This is a genomic window from Micromonospora tarensis (genome assembly GCF_016803395.1).
Lineage (GTDB): Bacteria > Actinomycetota > Actinomycetes > Mycobacteriales > Micromonosporaceae > Micromonospora > Micromonospora tarensis.
Genome location: NZ_JAEVHL010000050.1, coordinates 12,955 through 31,321, shown reverse-complemented (window position 1 = coordinate 31,321; position 18,367 = coordinate 12,955). Strand labels below are relative to the sequence as shown.

Below are 18,367 nucleotides of genomic sequence, written 5' to 3'. Positions count from 1 at the left end.
AAACCGGCCCCATACGCCATCTCGGCGCTGGCCTCCAGCCGTCGGGACCACTCCGCCGCGACAGCAGACGGATCGACTGCGATCAAATCTGCTACCTGCACGCAGACGTCATTGACCGCGCCTTCATCATCGTGTACGAGCGTGCCGTACACGTCCAGCAAGATCGCCTGATACACAGTGAGACGCTACCCGATTGGATCTGACCCGGTCGGTCGCCAGGCACCCCTCGTGCCGAAGCCGCCATCACGGACCGGCACCGCCGGCACCTTGTTGCGTACGCTCTTCTGCCGCTGACAACACGCGTTCAGCTTCGGGCGACTCGTCACCTCCCGTGAACGGGAGTTCTGTCGACCGACACGACAAGCTCTCGGAACCGACGGCGACGCTGATACTTACAACATAGAGATCGGCAAGATCTCGTTGGCCCCGAAGCTCAGTGGCAAAGCCGGCGGTCAAACGGTCAACCGCAAACCCTAACTGCAAGACTCCCTCGATGCCTGTGGCGACGGTCCAGGTCGTCAGCCAGCCCCAGACCTCCCGCATGTCCGTTGTCTGCGGTGTCAAGACGAGCTGGGGCGGTGCGTCGGCAAGGAGTCGCTGTAGCCGGGCCCGCCGCTGTGAGAGGGGCAGATTCAGCAACGGTCGGCCGCCGACGTCGGCGAGCAGGTCGAAGAGCACGTAATGGGCCGGGCATTCGCTGGCCAGGCGGAGAAGCCCGCGCCCCGCGGTGACGCGCCGCTGCAACTGAGCGAAGTTCGTCCGCCCGTGTTCGAACACGATCAGTTCGCCGTTTATCTTGGGTCCGCTGATCAGTTAGCTGGTTCGTCGGCGATGTTGCGTCGTGGACATGTCCATGACGGTGCCTGTCAATATGCTCAATCAGCTGCGGCCGAGGTTTCCGTTCCCATGTGAGCGCTGTCCAGCCGCCAGGGGCGTCAGCAGGTAGCGGCGGTCCGACCCTGTGGTGGGCGTCAAGGAGCGACCGGCGGCGGGTGGGGCAGCGGGTGGGCACCTTTTCTGGGCGTAGGCCGTCGAAGATGATTGCAAGGTATCGCTGCCACAGGTCGGGCGAGGCGTCCGGCACGTAGCTGGTGACGTAGTTGGGCGCGCATCAGCAGGATGACGTCGGCATTGGTGGCGTCGACCCGCACGGCGCCGTGTTCACGAGCCCGACACCCGCGCGTCGCCGATGCGGATCTCGGTCGGCTGCGCCGCTGCCGAAGGGATCGGAGCGTGACATTGGTGGTCGCCGGCGCTGTCCGGGTTGAGGAGGTCCTCATACACCCCGACCTTGAACCTGATCAGGTCCAGGCACTCGGCGAGTCTGCCGATCTGGGCGGTGACGTGGGCTTGGTGCTCGCGCATAAGCGTGAGTCGTTCTTCCTCGTTTCCGGCTCCCTGCCTGACGAGGTCGGCGTATCGGCGTAGCGCGGGCAGGGGCATGCCGGAGGCGCGCAAGATGATGCAGACGGTGAGCCAGTCCACGTCATCCTGGCTGTAGACGCGGCGCCCGCCAGGTCCGCGCCGCACAGGGTTGACGAAGAGGCCCTCGTGTTCGTAGAAGCGCAGCGCGTGCACACTCAATCCGGTGCGTTCGGCGACCTGCCCGATGCTCAAATTTGTGGTGACCTCAGCCATACCGTTCAGGGTAGCGGCTTGACCTAGAGCCGACTCTAGATCCTAGGGTTCCCCGTGCGATCGACGCGTCGTTCGCTTTGCAATCACGGCTGAACCAGTAAGGGAAGCATCACCATGCGCTATCGCACCCTCGGCGGAACCGGTATCGAAGTCAGTGCTTACTGCCTCGGGACCATGATGTTCCAGGATGGCTGCAACTCCGACCACGACGATTGCGTCCGTATCATCCACGCCGCCCTGGACCAGGGGATCAACTTCGTCGACACCGCCGACATGTACGGACAGGGAGAGTCCGAGGAGATTGTGGGAAAGGCGCTGCGGGGGCGCCGTGATGACATCGTATTGGCCACCAAGGTGCACTTTCAGATGGGCGAGGGCCGCAATCGCAGTGGCAACTCGCGGCGTTGGATCCTCAAGGCGGTTGAGGACAGCCTCCGGCGCCTGAACACCGACTGGATCGACCTCTACCAGGTCCACCGCCCCGACGACTCGACCGACGTCGAGGAGACGCTCTCGGTGCTCAGCGACCTCGTGCGCCAGGGGAAAATCCGCGCTTTCGGCTGCTCGACGTTCCCGGCTGAGGAGATCGTCGAGGCGCATCACGTCTCCGAGCGTCGTGGTCTCGGACGCTTCCGCAGCGAGCAGCCGCCGTACTCGGTCCTGGCCCGCGGGATCGAGGCCTCAGTCCTGCCCGTCTGCCAGCGCTACGGGATGGGTGTGCTGGTCTGGAGCCCACTGGCCTTCGGGTTCCTCACCGGCAAATACCGCAAGAACCAACCCATCGACCTATCAACCGGCCGTCCCGCCATCCGGCCAGCGCTATTCGATCCCGCCAACGCGCAAAACGCCGCCAAGCTCGACGCCGTCGAACAGCTCGTCGAACTCGCGGAAAACATCGGCTGCACCCTCCCTCAACTCGCCATTGCGTTTACCGTGGCCCACCCGGGGGTCACCTCGGCGATCATCGGACCGCGGACCATGCCGCAGCTGGAGGATCTCCTCAAGGGCGCCGCGCTAACCCTGGACGATGCGACCCTCGACCGAATCGACGAGATCGTGCCGCCCGGAACCAACCTGTACAACCCCAACGCTCCCTTGCCCCCGCGTTCACTGACCGACACCGCACTGCGTCGCCGCCCACTCACCGACCGCGCCGCGGCCTGAGCGAGCTGATAGTTGGTGGGCCAGAATTTGAATCGAGAGAGACGGGCATCCCCCCGGCTCCCTCGCGCCTTCCAAGTCCTCTGGTTCGGTGAAGCCGTCAGCCTCTTCGGGACCGCGACCACGGCGACGCTGCTGTCGCTGCTCGCGGCCACCCAGCTGGATGCCGGTCCGGGCTGGATGGGAATCCTAGCGGCGGCGAGCTGGTCACCCTGGCTGATCCTCGGGCTGCCAGCCGGTGCGCTCGCCGACCGGTGGCCGCCCCGCACGACGATGATCGCGAGCGATGTGGTCGCGGCCACCGCTGCCGCGACCGTGCCGCTGCTGTGGGTGACCGGCACGCTGTCGCTTGCGGCGCTGGTCGCGGTCGCGTTCGTGATCGGCTCGTGTGCCGTGCTCTTCCGAGCCGCACTGCCCCGACTCGTCACCCGCGTAGTCGACGCAGACCAGCTCGCAACCGCGAACTCGATGCTGTACGCCACCGAATCAGCCAGCACGATCGTCGGGCCGGGGCTGGCCGGCCTGATCGCCCAGGCCGTCTCCGCCGCGCTCGGCGTGCTCCTCGACGCGATCAGCTTCCTCATATCGGCGGCCTGCCTCGCCCGAATACGCCCCGCGAGCCGGGCACCCGATCACGCTCTAGCCGTGCTGGAAGAGTCCTTCATTCAGCGCATCCGAGCCGGCGTCACCGTCGTCGCCCGCGACCGCTATTTGCGGTACTTCGCCGGCCTGGCCGCGGTACAGAACTTCGGCCTCACCGGCCTGCTGACCCTCCAGGTCCTCTTCCTGGTCGACGAGCTCGCCGCACCACAAGCAGTGACCGGACTCGTGCTCGCCACCGGCGGCGTCGGCGGCGTCATCGGCGGCCTCCTCGGCCCACACATCGCCCGCCGGCTCGGCACCGCACGCGGCCCGATCACGCTGCAACTCACCAGCTGCAGCTGCCTACTGGTGCTGCTAGCCGACCCCGGCGCAGGTGTCGCGTGGATGGTCGCCGGGCTGCTGCTATGCGAATTCGCGATCGTCGCGGACAACGTCATCCGCAGCACCTGGCGCCTCACCTACGTCCCCGACCACCTTCAAGCCCGCGTCAGCACCACCATCCAAATGCTCGCCTTCGCCGCGATGCCAGCATCCGGACTCGCCTCCGGCTGGCTCGGCCAGCAACTCGGCATACGCACCGCACTCGCGATCATGCTCGGCATCTACGTCACGGGCGCACTCACCATGCCCTTCGGCCCACTCAAAGGCCGACGCGACCTCCCCACCCCACCCCGGCCCTCGCGGGTCCTCGAAAGGACCGCTTCCCCAGCACGATGAGCTACGCGCCGCTCAAGCGCACCGGGATGACCATAAAGCCACCATCAGCGAAGACCTCGACCACGCCGCGTGCTGGGGCTAAACGTTGATTTCTCGCTGGAAGGCACGAGCTGGTCCTGCTGGGCGCGTAAGTGAAACCGCTGCTCATCACGTATGTGTGGTGCGTCCGACACGGCTATCGCGTAATGCCCCATGCGCAGCGGCAAGCTGCTCTCGGAGTTCGGCGACCTGCCGGGTGAGTTCCTGGCTGCGGCGGTGCGCCGCCTCAAGGCGACGGACCAGGCTGGCCTCGCTCGTGCGCTGCCGGGTGGGGACGGCGACGCCGGACGCCCGACGACTGTCACTGCGACTCGACCCGGCGCCTCCGTCCGCCATCACCCAGATCGGCACCGACGGAGGTCTTCTCACCGAACCCATTCGGCACGACCACCTCGAACTGGCCCCCGCCCAACGCTTCGACGTACTCGTCGACTTCTCCCACTACGCCCCGGGCACCGGAGTTACCCTGATCAACGACTTCGGCACTACGGCAATGGGACAGGTCATGCGGTTCGTCGTCGGCGACGGACGGTCGCAGAACTTCAAGGTTCCGGATCGACTATCCACCATCCCGGTTCTGCGGACAGCCGACGCGATCGTCACCCGCAAGTTCGACTTCCGGGCCGGTGACGTCAACGACCACGACGGCTGGCTCATCTCCCAAGCACCGTTCAGCCCCGACTCCATCGCCGCGCACATCCGCCTCGACACCACCGAAATCTGGCAACTGAACGCCGACTTCCACCATCCCGTCCACATCCACCTCAGCCCCTTCCAAGTGCTGGCTCGGGGCAGCGGAGGCCCAGGCCCGTTCGACGCCGGCTGGAAAGACACCATCGACCTACGCCCCGGCGAACAAGCCAAAATCCTCATCCACTTCGACGGCTACCCAGGCAAATACGTCTTCCACTGCCACAACCTCGAACACGAAGACATGGCCATGATGGCCAACCTCGTCGTCACCTGAGCCAACCAACAATCATCCGTCCAGATGATCGAACTGAACCAACAAGAGCCCTCTCCGCTCACACAGCAGCGCTTCCACGCACCCATCGCACCAACACCACCGAGAGGTGCCACGGCACAACCAGCCGACGAACAAATAGCAGAGAAAGCGGGGGCAGTTGCTCCGCGCGAAGGGACACTCACTCGCCGGTGAAGCGGCAGCGAACAGCGCGGATGCAACAGCGCACCCGAATCCTCACGCCGCTGCTGCCGCGGCTGCTCGAGGGCCGCCACGCAGGAAGTGGTCGAGCAGACTACTCGCGGCGGCTTTGGCCACCCCGCACGGGCAGCAGACCACCATCGACGGGCAGGTCCACACCCGGCACGATCCGCCGCTGCGCGGCAGGCGGGCACGCGACCGGATCTGGCTGCGGGACGCCGATGACCACCTCGTCGATGTCAACGCCCTGGAGGCCAATTGCTTCTGGGCGTGGGCGTTGATCGAGACCCTGCGGCACACGGGCGCTCGCATCGAGGAAGTTCTCGAACTGACCCAACTCTCGCTGCGCCACTACACCCCCTCGACAACCCGGACGCTGGTGCCGCTGCTGCACATCACCCCGTCCAAGGCCGACCGGGAACGACTAATCCCGATGAGCCCCGAACTCGTGCAGGTCCTGCTTGCGGTCCAACGTCGCGCCAGGGGTGACGCCGAAACAGTGCCGCTGGCGATCCGGTACGACCCTGCGGAGAAAACCCACGGCCCCGCGTTGCCGCACCTGTTCGCCCGCCGCGTCGGCACTCGGCAGGAAGTGCTGTCCAACCACTGCGGAGGAGCGAGGCAGAGGTAGGGGTGAAGATCCACAACATCGGATGCGAAGGTGGCGCCGCCGCGCCGGCCCGGGAGACGATGCAAAGATGGACCGTGACACACCATCGGACCGCCGAGCGTGCTCGTGTTCGAGGCGCCAACCGCTCGGCGTTGTGGTGTCGTCAGCGGGTAGAGGCGAACAGGCACACAGGTTTCGTGATCACTCCGCGTCCGCTCGGCGGGTCAGGACTGCCCAACCAACAGCCGTCCGAGCCAGCCTCCCGGCCCGGAGTCGCGCGCCACACCGGCGCGGTGCCTGACGGACGACGGCTGGCCGTGGCGATCATCGAGGAGCCCGACGAACGACCCGTCGGCTGATGTGTGACACGCGTCCGCCAGCTGACCTGCGACACCCCCGCGCTGATAGCGCGGAAAGGTGTAAAGCTGCTCCGCGCTTGGTCTCACCTCTGCCGGCCTCTGTGCCGGCCACGGGATTGCCTATCCGCGCCAGCGCAGGTCTGCCACCACTGCCTTATGGTCGGAGGGATGAATGCCTTCGGTCGGTTCGCCGGCCAGTCTCACTTCCTCGACGAGAATCTGCTGGTCTTCGCGTCCCGGTCGGAAGAAGATGTGGTCGATCCGCTGGTCAATTAGCTCGGGTCCGGCCTCCAATGGTGCCGACGGATGGGTCGACGGCAGGGTGACCGCGTCGACCGGTCCGTTTCCGGCGCTCCAGGCGTCGGTCAACACGTCTCGAACCGGCCGCAGAACCGGGGAGTCGACGGCGGCGTTCAGGTCGCCCATCAGCATTACTGGACACGGGCCGTCAAACCGGGGATCGGTAGCAAGATCGGCCACGAAGGCTCCTTGCGCGATGCGGTCGTCGGTGTAGGGAGTGCCGTAGTCGAGGCAGGCTGCCACGATGGGCAGCGGCCCGGCAGGATGATCGACTCGAACAACGAGAGCGACCGGATCCCAACTGCGGTGCCGAGCCGGCATCACCAGTGCAACCTCGTCGAGGATCGGCCACCGGCTCAGGACCGCGATACCGAGATCGATGTCGGTCCAGTCGACAACGTCTGGATGCTTCGGCGCCGGCGGGTAGGAGGGTGCGGCGAACACCGCATGCATTCCCAGTGCGTCCGCCAGTTCGTGCGCCTGGGTCGTGCCGTCACCGGCCCAGACCTCCTGGAGCGCCACGACGTCAGGACGAAACCGCGTCAGCGTCTCCCGGATGCCGGGTTGTCGGTCACGCCAGTGCGGGCCGAACCTCCACCAGATGTTCCAAGTCATCACACGGGCCATGCTGTCGACCATCAGCGAACCTCCGTAGCCGTGACGGTTGGTCGTAATCCGGTATTGCCCCGGCACGTTGACCACTATGCAAGGCGCGAGCCCCCAGATGATCGTCGCTCTATGGCTACGGTTGATCCACGGTCAGTGACGGTGCATCGCAACGTCGTTCGATGGTGCATTTACATGCACTTAAATGCGCGCCCATCGGCTACTTGTTTCACTGACCGTCTACCGCAGCCCGGCCAAGCTTCGGTCGAGGTGCCCGGGCGCTGGCGGCAGCGGGCGCCGAGGTGACCCTGGCGGTGGGCAAGGGTGCCGACCTCGCCCCGCAGAGACGCCAGGTCATCGCCTTGAGCATCGATCATTGAGCTGCCTTTCGGGGCTTGGCGTGCCCGGTCGTCTCGCTACCTTCGGCCTGCTTGCGTCCCGCTGCTGCTGAGCGACCTCGGCGTCCCGGCCATCGACGGCACGGGCGTATGACGAGTCGTCACGCTGGCGTTGACGTGATTGGCCTCCCACTGCTCTTCCCGGGTGGCTGGCGCCGGCCGGTGTACGTTGCGGCCGCACACGTCGAGCGGTGAGGACCCCGAAGGGTTGGCCCCGCACCTGCCGTCGGGGCAAAGCCAGGGCGGCCCCCGATAGGAATGCCGCTTCCGGTCCGTCAGGCTCGGGTCTTGAGAAAACTGGTCATGGGGGGTCGGATGAACCACGTGTTTCGAGTGCTGGTCACTGCGACGACGGCAGTGGCTGTGCTGGCGGCGTCGGCGGCCGCTACTGCTGCTCCGCCGGACACGGATCGCGTCGGGCTGCAGAGTGGGCTCGACGAGGTCGTGGCCGCGAGCGCGATCGGCGCACTGGCGGATGTGCGTGACGAGCATGGCGTGTGGCGGGGCACCAGCGGCGTCGCCGAGGACGGCAGGGCACGGGCGGTCCCGGTCGACGGCCGGTTCCGGGTTGGCAGCATCACAAAGACGTTCCTCGCCGCCGTCGTGCTGCAGTTGGTCGACGAGGGTGAACTGCGCCTGGAGGACACAGTCGAGTCGTGGCTACCGGGAGTCGTCCCGAACGGTCACCGCATCACCGTGCGGCACCTGCTCAACCACACCAGCGGGTTGCCCGACGTGATACCCACGCTGCCGCTGCCGCCGGCCCCGGCGTTCCTGGACAACCGGTGGCGGACCTGGACCGCGGACGAACTCGTCGCGCGGGCGCTGACCAACCCGCCGGTGTTCGACGAACCTGGCTCCGCCTTCTCCTACTCGAACACCGGCTACCTCCTCGTGGGCCAGATCATCGAGAAGGCGACTGGCACGTCGTACGCCAAGCAGATTGAAAACCGGGTGATCCGGCCGTTGCAGTTGGACGACACCTGGCTGCCGGGGACGTCAACGCGCATTCGCGGACCCCATCCCCACGGGTACGTGCCGATTAGGCAGGAGGACGGCGGGTGGCAGCTCGTCGACTACACGCGGATGAACCCGTCGGTGTTCGGCGCCGCCGGCGAAATGATCTCCACCACAAAGGATCTCAACCGGTTCTTCGCCGCACTGCTCGGTGGGCGCCTGCTACCAGGGCACCTGCTCGACGAGATGAAGACACCGGGTGTCGAGAGCCGCGCGTACGGTCTCGGGCTGGCCTGGCGGGACACACCGTGCGGGGTCCGTGTATATGGCAATGACGGCGATGCCCTGGCCTACCAGGCCTATTCCTTCTCGACACAGGACCGGCGCCGCCAGGTGACCGTTGCGGTGACGCCCAACTTCGACGGTGACATCGACGACGCCGCCAACGCGTTCGTGAACAAGGCCATTTGCGGCTGACGGCCGGCATCCTCTAACGGGGTGACCTTGGTGGGTCGAAGGGCGTGTTGGCGGGGTCAATGGTGCCCCCGTTTACCCCCGAAAACTCCTGCAGAGCGTTGACTATCGACGGCAAGCGTCGATCACCGCAGGACGCATTTTTGGCAGCTCAGCGCCAGGCGGCGCTAAGACTTCGCCGATGCGCACGCCGCTGGAGAACATGGCGTCAAACATGTCGGACAGGTCGCCGGTGGGCCGAGGCCCGACGTGCCCGGCGTGGGCTGCCACTTGCAGGTCGCCGAGCGCACGGCGTCCAGTTGCTCGGTATCAGTGGCAACGACCCCGCGACGCGGGGTACGTAGTCGACCAGTGTCACGGACCGGCTTGGCCGTCAAGCCGCGTCGTACCGCCAAGGCGAACATCTGCCCGAGGACGACCTTGGCAGCGGGCGCATGATTCCTGGCGATGTCACGGAGCAACTTGCCGAGGCGCGACGCATTCCCCGATGAGTTCGAGCCCGGCGCCTCGTCCAGTGGCGCTGTGGGGGTGCCGTTCCGCCGCTGCCAGAGGTCACACCGACCTGGTTGAATTCGTAGGACCAGAGGGCACGACAGGCGGAGGACCGATGGGCGGTTGGGGCAGCGGCAACTTCGACAGCGACACCGCAGCCGACCATCTGGGGATCTTGACCGACCGACTCATCACCGAAGTCGCCGAGGCGATGTCCGGCGACCCCGTCAGAATCGAGCCCGACGAATACTGGGGCGTCGCCGTGCCCTGCAACCTCGAACTGCTCCACCTCATTGCCCAACAGAACTACGTCGGGGTCGAGCTGCCCGACCTGGATACCATCGCCGAGTGGAAGGCTAAGTTCCTGACCGTCTGGGAAGCGGCCATCGACGATCTGGAGCCCACACCCGACCACAAGGAACAGCGGCGCGCCCAGCTCGTCCGTACCTTCGATCAGCTTGCCGAACTGGTTAGGGCCGAACAGGCGTAACGTTCCGGCCGTCCGCACCACCCACAGCAGGGAGTGACGCACATCGTTCTCCGCTGTGGGCCGCGGCTATCTGGCCATCCCGTGTCGTCCGCCGCTGCCCGTTGCTGCTGTCGCTGCCTGGGCCTCTGAGGCCAGTTCCCGTCGAGTCTTTGTCGGTAGCGGCCCGGCCGGATGTGGACGCTTTCGCCCTGTTCTCTGATCAGGCCGGCGTCGTGTCCGGACCGGCTCGGCCAACCCACCCCCCCTCACTTTCGAGGGCTGATGGAAGACGCACTAGCCGAGCTGGTCCGCCTACGACCGATCGGGCTTGGATGCCAGTGACCCCGTCTCGGGGCTGGCACTGGCTTCCCGTGCCGGTTCGGGCGGGCGGACCAGCCGCCGCAGGCGGGGCTCGCCGGCTGGCAGCGGCCCACATCCGTCGATGATCACAAGTGCGAGGTGGCGTATCTCCTCATCGCTGTGTAGCCGTCGCGGTCGGTGTCGAACCGGCCGCCACCGACGATGGCCTCATTGCCGGCCATGACCTCGATCATGGCGGAGCCGAGCAAACCCCTCTTGAGCCTCTCCCTGCCCTGGGGCGACCCCGGACCGCGCAGGCCAAATGAGAGCCATACGACCAGTGTGGGCAGCCGACATGAGAGCGACAGCCCGGGCGCCTCGACCGAAACCTGGCCGCGCCACGGTCGCAGGTCAACGAAACAAGTACCCGAGGACAGTGCGCATGATCAGGCTCGTACTCGACGTGTACCGCGATGCCGCCGATCGCGCCTCAGGGCGGTCACCTGCGGTGGTCACCATCATCTCCGCCGGCACGATCGGGAAGAAGCCGTCGGGAATGGCACGCCATAGGCCCGCAGCGAGCTGATCGCCGACTTCGCAATTTCGATCATGTGGAGATGCCACGAGGCGTCGTGGGCCGTGCGCAATGCCCGAAAGCGCCCTGCAAACCTGAGAGTTCTCAGAGCCCAGGCATGAGGTTCGGTAGCCGGAAGGTCGGACCACCCGACGGTCCCGCGCATCAACTGATCGGTGGATGCGGGGGACGCTGCCGGATGATGGCCCCGGCCCGTGAACCGGCCGATTCGTGGGCGTCGCGCGATCGCAGGCTGAACCCATGACACAAACCGAAGTCGCGGTCGGACCTGTCGGCACGCGCGACCGGTCCCTCGCACCCGACCTCGCGCGGGGTCTGATGCTGGCCCTGATCGCGCTCGCCAACTCCGTCATCTACCTTTACGACCGTCCGTACGGCGTCCGGCAGCACATCGTCGAGCACGGCATGTTGGACCGGATCGTCAGCGTGTTCACCGTAACCTTGGTCGACGGCCGCGCGTATCCGATGTTCGCCGCCCTGTTCGCGTGCGGCGTCGTGCAGATCTTTGAGCGTCAGCGGGCTGCCGGGGTGGCAGAGCTACAGGTGAAGCGCCTGCTGCGGCGTCGGAGCTGGTGGCTGATCGCGTTCGGATTTATGCACGCGCTGCTGCTGTTCCCGGGCGACATCCTCGGCCTGTACGGCGTGCTCGGCTTCATCCTCATCGCGCTGACTCGCGTGTCCGACCGCAAGTTGCTGGTCGCCGCCGCGTCGTGGCTGATGATTGTGGCGGTCGTCCAGGGCGCGGCGTACATGATGCCCTCCGACGGCACGCGCTCGTTCTTCTGGTCCTTCGAGATGACCGATCCGCTGGCCGCGATGGCCCTGCGGCCCCTGGAGTGGCTGGTGACCCCGATCGGCGTCATCGGCGTCGGGAGCGCCGCGCTCGTCGGCACCTGGGCCGCCCGCCGCGGCATCCTCACCGATCCGTTGGCCCACCGGCCGCTGCTGGTCCGCACCGCCGTCGCCGGTCTGGCGATCGCGGTCGCGGGCGGGCTGCCGGCCGGTCTCGCGGTCGGGCATTTCTGGGCGCCGACGTCGCTGCTTGCCCTGTGGGGCCTGGCGGCGCTGCACGGTGGTGTCGCTGGTCGTCGACGCGGCCGGGTGGGCGCACCACCTGGTCACGCTCGCCGTCGCCGCCGGGTTCGCGGGGTGGCACTGGTGGTTCGTGGTCGCCCATCCGCAGTGGTGTGAGCGGCGAACGTGGACGATGGTCGGCTACTTCGCCGGCGTCCTCGCGTTCGCCGCTGTGCTGGTGACGCGCAGCGACGCATTTCAAGTGTTCGTCCCCGCATGTTACGTGCTGGCGTTCGTGGCGTTGCCGGGTTGGTGGACGTACATAGGTGTGCTGGCGGTCAACCTTCCGGTGCTGCTGGTGACCGGTATGGACCTAGGCTCCGTGCTGATCAACATCGGGGTGGTAACCCCGCTCGCGGCGCTGTTCGGCACTATGGTCAGGGCCATGGAGCGGGAGGCGATCCGGCGCCGGGAGACCAACAGCGAGCTGGTCGCGATGGCTGCCGAGAATACCCGGCTGCAGGAGCTGCTGGTGGCTAAGGCCAAGGACGCCGGGGTCGCCCATGAACGTGCCCGGCTGGCCCGCGAGATCCACGACACCGTCGCGCAGGGGTTGACCGGGATCGTCACGCAGCTGGAGGCGATCGGTGAGGTGTCAGCCCAGGCACGCGGTCGGCTGGACACCGCCCGCAACCTCGCGCGTACCAGCCTGGACGAGGTGCGCCGGTCGATAGACGCGCTGCGCCCCGGCCCGCTGCTGCAGGCCCGGCTCTGCGACGCCGTACGGGAGGCGGTGTCGGCGTGGACCGATCAGTACGAGGTGTCGGCCAGATTCAGCGTGACCGGCGAGCCCGTACCGGCGCACTCGGAGGTGGAGGTGACCCTGTTGCGGGCGACCCAGGAGACGCTGTCGAACGTCGGCCGCCATGCCGAGGCCCGCCGCGTGGACGTCACGTTGTCCTACATGGAAGATTTGATCGTGCTCGATGTCCGCGACGACGGCATCGGCTTCAACGCCGCCTCAGCCGGTGGCTTCGGTCTCACGGCCCTGCGGCAGCGGGTCGCCGCGCTGGCCGGCACCGTCGAGGTGGAGTCGTCGCCGGCCGCGGGCACGGCGGTCAGCGTCACCGTCCCGTCGATCAGGGCCGGGACGTGAGCCGGCTGCGGCTCGTGGTCGTCGATGACCACCCACCCGGTCGTGCGCGACGGCCTGCGGGGGATGCTGGGCACCCAGCCGGACTTCGAAGTCGTCGGCGAGGCGGCGAACGGCACAGAGGCACTGACGGTGGTCGACGCCGTGCGCCCCGACATCGTGCTGACCGACCTGCGGATGCCCGATCCCAGCGGCGGCACGCTCATCCGGCTGCTACTGGAGCGCCGGCCGGCCCTGCGGATCCTGGTCCTCACCACCCACGACACCGACTCCGATGTGCTGCCCGCCGTCGAAGCCGGCGCAATCGGCTACCTACTCAAGGACGCCCCGCGAGAGGAACTGTTCCGCGCGGTGCGCGCCGCCGCCCGGGGCCAGACCGTGCTGTCACCGTCCGTCGCTGCGCTGCTGCTCTCCCGGGTGCGGCCGGGCCAGCGTCTCACCGAGACCAAGCTCAGCGCCCGTGAACGCGAAGTGCTGGCTTTGATCGCGCAGGGCCGGACCAACCGCGAGGCGGCGGCGGCTCTGTTCATCAGCGAGGCCACCGTCAAGACCCACCTCCAGCACATCTACGCCAAGCTGGAGGCTCCCGACCGGGCCTCCGCCGTCTCCGCCGCCCACCGTCGCGGCATCCTCTAACTGCCCGCCCGCCCGCTCGCGCGTGTTGCGGCAGCACCGTAGCCCGCGCGTCATATTGATGCGTAGGGCACATAGGTGGTGTTCAGGCGGCGGCGTAGCGGACTTCTGGCTTGCAGAAGAAGGCTTTCACGGGTTGGTTCGGCCGGCGGCGGAGGCGTGACGCGGCTGCGGGTTCCACGCGACAAGTGGATCGGCGATCTGCGCGGCGCGTTCAGTGGCCGGCAGGATCGATGTCACCGGCAGCACGGGATGTCCGGTAGTCCCGAGGGGGCGCTCCCATTACCCGTTTGAAGGCGGTGCTGAAGGCGGCCTCCGAGCGGTAGCCCAACTCGGCGGCCACTGAGGAGACTGTTCGGTCGGACTTCAGCAAGAGCTGCTTGGCCGTGTGCATGCGCAGGCTCAGCAGGTACCTACCGGGGCTCTCCCCGACGACGGCCTTGAATTTCTCAGTGAAGCCCGAGCGTGACATCCGCGCCGTTCTCGCGAGCTCGTCAACGGACCAGGTGCGCGCTACGTCGTCGTGCATCATTGTCAGGGCCGCGTCCACCCCGGGCTCGAGCAGCGCCGCCACATGCGCGCGCTCACCGGGAGGTCCAACGGCGCTGGCGGTCAGGTGGGCGCGCAGCCCGTGCAGCAGGATGATGCGCGCCAGATGGTCGAGCATGAGCGTCTGTCCCGGCCGGGGGGCGGCCGTCTCGTACGTCAGGAGTTGAATCGTCGCCCGAAGCACGCCGGTGTGGTCCGCGTCGGCGGCGAGGTGGACGACCGAAGGAAATGCGTTGAGCAGCAGTTCGCCGTTGGCGCGGTCGAAATGCAGGCGCCCGCCGACCAGGGTGGTGTCATGGCCGTTGCCGCAGTAGCCGAGGTCCTCGCCCGACGTCCAGACCTCCTCCGAAGGCACGGTGGTGATCCCCGGAGTGCTGGCGAGCTGGTAATCCTGACCGCCGACCACCAGGTAGCAGTCGCCCTGCCGCAGGTGCAGCGGTGCCTTGACGGTCTCCACGGTGAGCCAACAGGATCCGGAGATCACCACTCCGAACTTTACGTGCAGCTGGCCGCGGAAGGCGATCGCCCACTCACCGCCGGCTCGCAGCTCCGCGCAGACGGCACCTTCGATGTTCGACAGGGCCAGCACGTGGGACAGGGGATCCATTTCGACTCCGGGACGATGGCGAAACAATTCTGGCGCTTCTCGCATGCCTTTTGGGCAACCCTAGAAGCTAATCTCGGATCTGGCAAAGACAGCCCGGAAGGAATAGACGATGAGCGACAGTGTTCGGGTGATCGCCGACGAGGCGTATGACGCCCTGATTCAAGGGTTCCAGACTGGTTCGTGGGAGAGCTTCTTCGACCTGTTTGACGATGAGGTGGACGTGATCCTCCCCGCCCCGCAGACCGGTCACTTCACCGGGGTCGAGGGGCGGGAGAAACTGGTTGGGTTCTTCAGCGTGTTCACGCCCGGTACCAGTCGGTTCGACAAGGTTGAGGTGATTTCCAGAACCGTCGCCGAGGATCGCGTCGTCTTCGAGGACTGGGCTCGGGGTGTCATCTTCAACGAGCCGTACGCGGCCCGGCACTGCATTCACGTCATGGTCCGGAACGGCAAGGTCGTGGGCTTTCACGAATACAATCGACCGCTCGACTGAGCGCCGTCTGTCGAGCGTGCGCCAACAGTAGTAGAGCGCGGATGGCCAGCGCTGCGACCGTACTCGTCCGCGATCCGCACGACCGGCCCAGAATTAGCCCGCGCTCGGTGGGTCGGCCGCCCACAGGCCCGTGGCACCATATCGTCGGGCGTGTGGGCGGCAGTTCGGCGATGACGCCGAGTGCGGCGTCGATCGCGGAAGACCTCATCCCGGATTACCCCTCGGGTTCCGTCTGACATAGACCCGAGCAGGAATCGCCGCTTTGTAGCGGTCGACCTCGCCAGCCGCATGTCGCTTGCCCGGCCGGGGTCAGTGGTCACGCAGGGCCGCCGCCAACTCCCTGCGCGACCCGATGTCCAGCTTGGTGAAGACCTTGCGCAGGTGCCACTCCACCGTACGCGGGCTGAGGAACAGCGCGGCGCCGATCTCCGGGTTGGTCCGCCCCGCCACGGCGAGTCGCGCGATCTGCGCCTCTTGTGGAGTGAGCTCGACAGGTACGCCAACCGTCCGCTTGCGGACGGTCTCGCCGGTGGCGAGAAGTTTCCGGCTCGCCCGCTCGGCGAATGCCTCCGCTCCCATCGTGGCGAACGCCCCGTGAGCGGCGCGCAGTTGGGTCCGGGCATCGGCGCGGCGGTTCTCCCGGCGCAGCCACTCGCCGTACAGCAGTCGGGCCCGGGCTAGTTGCAGAGTGAGCTGGCTCGGGGTCAGCCGCTCGATCGCCTCGCGGTACCGCTCCTCGGCCTGACCGGACGGTCCTGCCAGGGCGTCGGCGAGGGCCCCGACGCCGAGTGCCCATTCGGTGCCGGCGGCACCGACCCGCTGCGCAAGGCGCTCGCGGGCCTCGGCGGCCACGTCGGCGTCCCCGACTCGGACGGCGGCCTCGACCAGTTCGCCGAGCGTCCAGTTGAAGACGGCGAGGTCTTCGTACTCGGTAGCCTGACGTGCGGCTTCCAGCGCGGCCGGATACTGGCCGAGCCCGTTGGACAGCACCGCCCTGGCGTAGCCGGCCAGGCCGAGCAGGCGACCCTCGCCGCGCGCCTCGGCGTCCTTGATGGTCGCGTCGATCAGCTCCATCGCGGGCAACTCCCGGCCCCGGTGCGCGGCCAGGGTGAGCGACGCGGACGGATGCGGCGCCATCCCGGTGGCCTGGCCGAGGGCATCGGCCTCGTCGAGCAGATTGGACGCGTCGGCGAACCGTCCGGCGAACACCAGGGCCCCCGCGCGGAAGGTCAAGGCCGTGGGGAGCAGCGACAGCGCTCCGGTGGTACGAGCGAAGCAGACCGCCTGTTCGGTGAGCCGATACCAGGCCACGTCGTCCCACACCTCGTGCGCGACCGGCCCGGCCAGCCAGAGCAGGTGCAGATTCTCGTCCGTCGTCATCTTCTCGAGGGCCCGGCGCAGATGCGGCACGGCGGGCGCGTACCCGTCTAGGCTCCACGCCGTGAGGCCGGTCAGGAACAGGCCCGCGGGCTCGTCGCCGGCCGGCACGCCGCGGGCGGCTTCGGCCGCCCGGCGCAGGTCCCCGCCACCGAGGCGGCCGGCGCGCACGGCGGCACCCACCGCCGAGAGGTAGGTCATCCGCGCCGTGCAGAAATCGAGTTCTTCAAGGCGGCGAGCAGCCGCGAGCAGTGGCGGTCCGGCTGCCCTGCCGGGGTTGAACGCGAAGGTGACTTGCGCCCGCAGACGGTCCACCCCGGCCTGCTGTAACGGTTCGAGCGGACCGGACTCGGCCGCCGCCAGCAGATCCGGCACCTGATTCAGCTCCCCGGCCTCCAATCGGGCCCGCGCGGCGCCCAACGCGCGTGCGGCACGCGACTTCGGGTCCGGGGTCAGCTCGGCGGCGCGCTCAAGGAAGGACGCGGCGGCGGACCGGCCGCCCCGGGCGAGCGCCCTGCCGGCCGAACGCTCCAGTTCCCCGGCGACCTCCTCGTCCGGCCCAAGGGCGGCGTGCGCCCGGTGCCAGGCGCGGCGGTCGGGATCGTGGTGCGGGTCGGTCGCCTCGGCGAGGGCGCGGTGTACCTCGCGCAGCTCAGCGGCCTCGGCCGACCGCCAGGCGGCCGAACGCACCAGCGGGTGACGAAACCGTACCCGAGCCCCGAACTCGACGAGCCCGGCAGCCTCGGCCGGCGCGACAGCGTCGGGCCCGACCCGCAACCGATCGAGGGCGCGCCACAGCAAGGTCACGTCACCCACCGGCTCGACCGCTGCGGCGAGCAGGAGCCGGCGCGTGTTCGCCGGAAGCGCGGCGATGCGCCGTTGAAAGCCCTCTTCCATCCGGTTCAGCAAGGGCGTCGCGGCCTGTCCGCCGAAGCCGAACGCCAGCTGCGCCGGCGTCAGGCCGCGCGGCAGTTCGAGCAGTGCGAGCGGGTTGCCGCGCGTCTCGGCGAGGATCCGCTGCCGAACCTGGTCGTCGACTGGCCCGGACAACACCGAGTCCAACAGCGCCCGCGCATCCGCGGCCGGCAACCCGTCGACGCGCAATTCCGGCAGGCTGCCGAGGATCTGTTCGTCCCCCGGGCTGCGGCAGGCGAAGACCAGCCCGACCGACTCCTCGTCCAGCCGGCGGGCGACGAAGGTGAGGATGACCTCCGACATCCGGTCCATCCACTGCACGTCGTCCACGATGCAGACCAGCGGCCGTTCCGACGCGGCCTCCGCGAGCAGACCGAGCACAGCGAGGCCGATGAGCAGCCCTTCCGGCGGATCGCCGGCGCTCAGCCCGAAGGCGGTGGCGAGGGCGGCTCGTTGCGGCTGCGGCAACGCGTCGAGGTGACCGAGCAGCGGTGCGCAGAGTTGCTGCAGCGCGGAGTAGGCGATCTCGGACTCTGGCTCCACCCCGGCGGCCCGGGTCACCCGACCGGCTGAAGCCTTCTCGCTCAGGTAGTCCAGTAGTGCGCTCTTACCGGCACCCGCCTCGCCGCGGAGCACCAGCACCCGGCTGTGTCCGGCACGGACGTCGCGCAGCAGCCGGTCGAGCGTCTCCCGCTCGCGCCGCCGCCCCCGCAACGCGGGACTGTCGGTGCTACTCGGCACGT

Annotated in this window: 15 protein-coding genes and 1 pseudogene; 10 read left to right on the top strand and 6 right to left on the bottom strand. The window is 67.8% G+C overall.

Annotated features, from left to right (window positions below; genetic code table 11):
- Nucleotides 1–243 precede the first annotated feature (243 nt).
- The gene (locus tag JM949_RS36960) at nucleotides 244–783 is read right to left on the bottom strand and encodes an ATP-dependent DNA ligase (protein WP_255545584.1); all 540 of its coding nucleotides are present in this window, start codon (nucleotides 781–783) and stop codon (nucleotides 244–246) included.
- Between the two features lie 378 nt (nucleotides 784–1,161).
- A complete protein-coding gene (locus JM949_RS13170) occupies nucleotides 1,162–1,638 on the bottom strand; it encodes a MerR family transcriptional regulator (protein WP_203148782.1) in 477 nt (158 codons plus the stop codon).
- A gap of 114 nt (nucleotides 1,639–1,752) precedes the next feature.
- On the opposite strand from JM949_RS13170, the gene JM949_RS13165 reads away from it, so the two are divergent.
- The 4 genes from JM949_RS13165 to JM949_RS13150 all read left to right on the top strand — a co-directional run bounded on the left by JM949_RS13165 (nucleotide 1,753) and on the right by JM949_RS13150 (nucleotide 5,954).
- Complete coding sequence (locus JM949_RS13165) at nucleotides 1,753–2,802, top strand: aldo/keto reductase (protein ID WP_203148780.1); 1,050 nt, start codon at nucleotides 1,753–1,755, stop codon at nucleotides 2,800–2,802.
- 15 nt (nucleotides 2,803–2,817) lie between these two features.
- Nucleotides 2,818–4,119, top strand: a complete 1,302-nt coding sequence (locus JM949_RS13160) for an MFS transporter (protein WP_309232148.1) — start codon at nucleotides 2,818–2,820, stop codon at nucleotides 4,117–4,119.
- A gap of 295 nt (nucleotides 4,120–4,414) precedes the next feature.
- Entirely contained in the window at nucleotides 4,415–5,125 is a 711-nt protein-coding gene (locus tag JM949_RS39115; RefSeq protein ID WP_309232147.1) for a multicopper oxidase family protein, read from the top strand.
- A 307-nt stretch (nucleotides 5,126–5,432) separates the two neighbouring features.
- Complete coding sequence (locus JM949_RS13150; protein ID WP_203148776.1) at nucleotides 5,433–5,954, top strand: site-specific integrase; 522 nt, start codon at nucleotides 5,433–5,435, stop codon at nucleotides 5,952–5,954.
- Nucleotides 5,955–6,412: 458 nt separating this feature from the next.
- On the opposite strand, the gene JM949_RS13145 is transcribed toward JM949_RS13150, so the two are convergent.
- Nucleotides 6,413–7,285, bottom strand: a complete 873-nt coding sequence (locus JM949_RS13145) for an endonuclease/exonuclease/phosphatase family protein (RefSeq protein WP_203148774.1) — start codon at nucleotides 7,283–7,285, stop codon at nucleotides 6,413–6,415.
- A 626-nt stretch (nucleotides 7,286–7,911) separates the two neighbouring features.
- On the opposite strand from JM949_RS13145, the gene JM949_RS13140 reads away from it, so the two are divergent.
- Entirely contained in the window at nucleotides 7,912–9,030 is a 1,119-nt protein-coding gene (locus tag JM949_RS13140; RefSeq protein ID WP_203148772.1) for a serine hydrolase domain-containing protein, read from the top strand.
- A 162-nt stretch (nucleotides 9,031–9,192) separates the two neighbouring features.
- On the opposite strand, the pseudogene JM949_RS40165 reads toward JM949_RS13140, so the two are convergent.
- Nucleotides 9,193–9,506, bottom strand: a pseudogene (locus JM949_RS40165) (site-specific integrase); the annotation flags it as partial.
- Nucleotides 9,507–9,634: 128 nt separating this feature from the next.
- Between JM949_RS40165 and JM949_RS13135 the strand changes: the two are divergent.
- The 4 genes from JM949_RS13135 (at nucleotide 9,635) to JM949_RS13115 (ending at nucleotide 13,686) form a co-directional block, all read left to right on the top strand.
- Nucleotides 9,635–10,009 (top strand): DUF4259 domain-containing protein, encoded by a 375-nt coding sequence (locus JM949_RS13135; RefSeq protein ID WP_203148770.1) that lies wholly within the window; start codon nucleotides 9,635–9,637, stop codon nucleotides 10,007–10,009.
- A 1,084-nt stretch (nucleotides 10,010–11,093) separates the two neighbouring features.
- Nucleotides 11,094–12,074: a DUF418 domain-containing protein gene (locus JM949_RS13125; protein ID WP_203148768.1), complete on the top strand. Its 981-nt coding sequence runs from the start codon at nucleotides 11,094–11,096 to the stop codon at nucleotides 12,072–12,074.
- Entirely contained in the window at nucleotides 11,959–13,053 is a 1,095-nt protein-coding gene (locus JM949_RS13120; RefSeq protein WP_203148766.1) for a sensor histidine kinase, read from the top strand. The genes JM949_RS13125 and JM949_RS13120 overlap by 116 nt, the downstream gene beginning before the upstream one ends.
- Before the next feature lie 24 nt (nucleotides 13,054–13,077).
- Nucleotides 13,078–13,686, top strand: coding sequence for a response regulator transcription factor (locus tag JM949_RS13115; protein WP_309232146.1), 609 nt, complete (start codon nucleotides 13,078–13,080; stop codon nucleotides 13,684–13,686).
- Nucleotides 13,687–13,897: 211 nt separating this feature from the next.
- Here the strand turns inward: JM949_RS13115 and JM949_RS13110 are convergent, their stop codons facing one another.
- Nucleotides 13,898–14,839 (bottom strand): AraC family transcriptional regulator, encoded by a 942-nt coding sequence (locus JM949_RS13110; protein WP_203148765.1) that lies wholly within the window; start codon nucleotides 14,837–14,839, stop codon nucleotides 13,898–13,900.
- A gap of 127 nt (nucleotides 14,840–14,966) precedes the next feature.
- Between JM949_RS13110 and JM949_RS13105 the strand changes: the two genes are divergently transcribed.
- On the top strand, nucleotides 14,967–15,332 hold the full coding sequence (locus JM949_RS13105) for a nuclear transport factor 2 family protein (RefSeq protein WP_203148764.1): 366 nt from the start codon (nucleotides 14,967–14,969) through the stop codon (nucleotides 15,330–15,332).
- Nucleotides 15,333–15,641: 309 nt separating this feature from the next.
- Here the strand turns inward: JM949_RS13105 and JM949_RS13100 are convergent, their stop codons facing one another.
- Nucleotides 15,642–18,365, bottom strand: a complete 2,724-nt coding sequence (locus tag JM949_RS13100) for an ATP-binding protein (RefSeq protein WP_203148763.1) — start codon at nucleotides 18,363–18,365, stop codon at nucleotides 15,642–15,644.
- Nucleotides 18,366–18,367 lie beyond the last annotated feature (2 nt).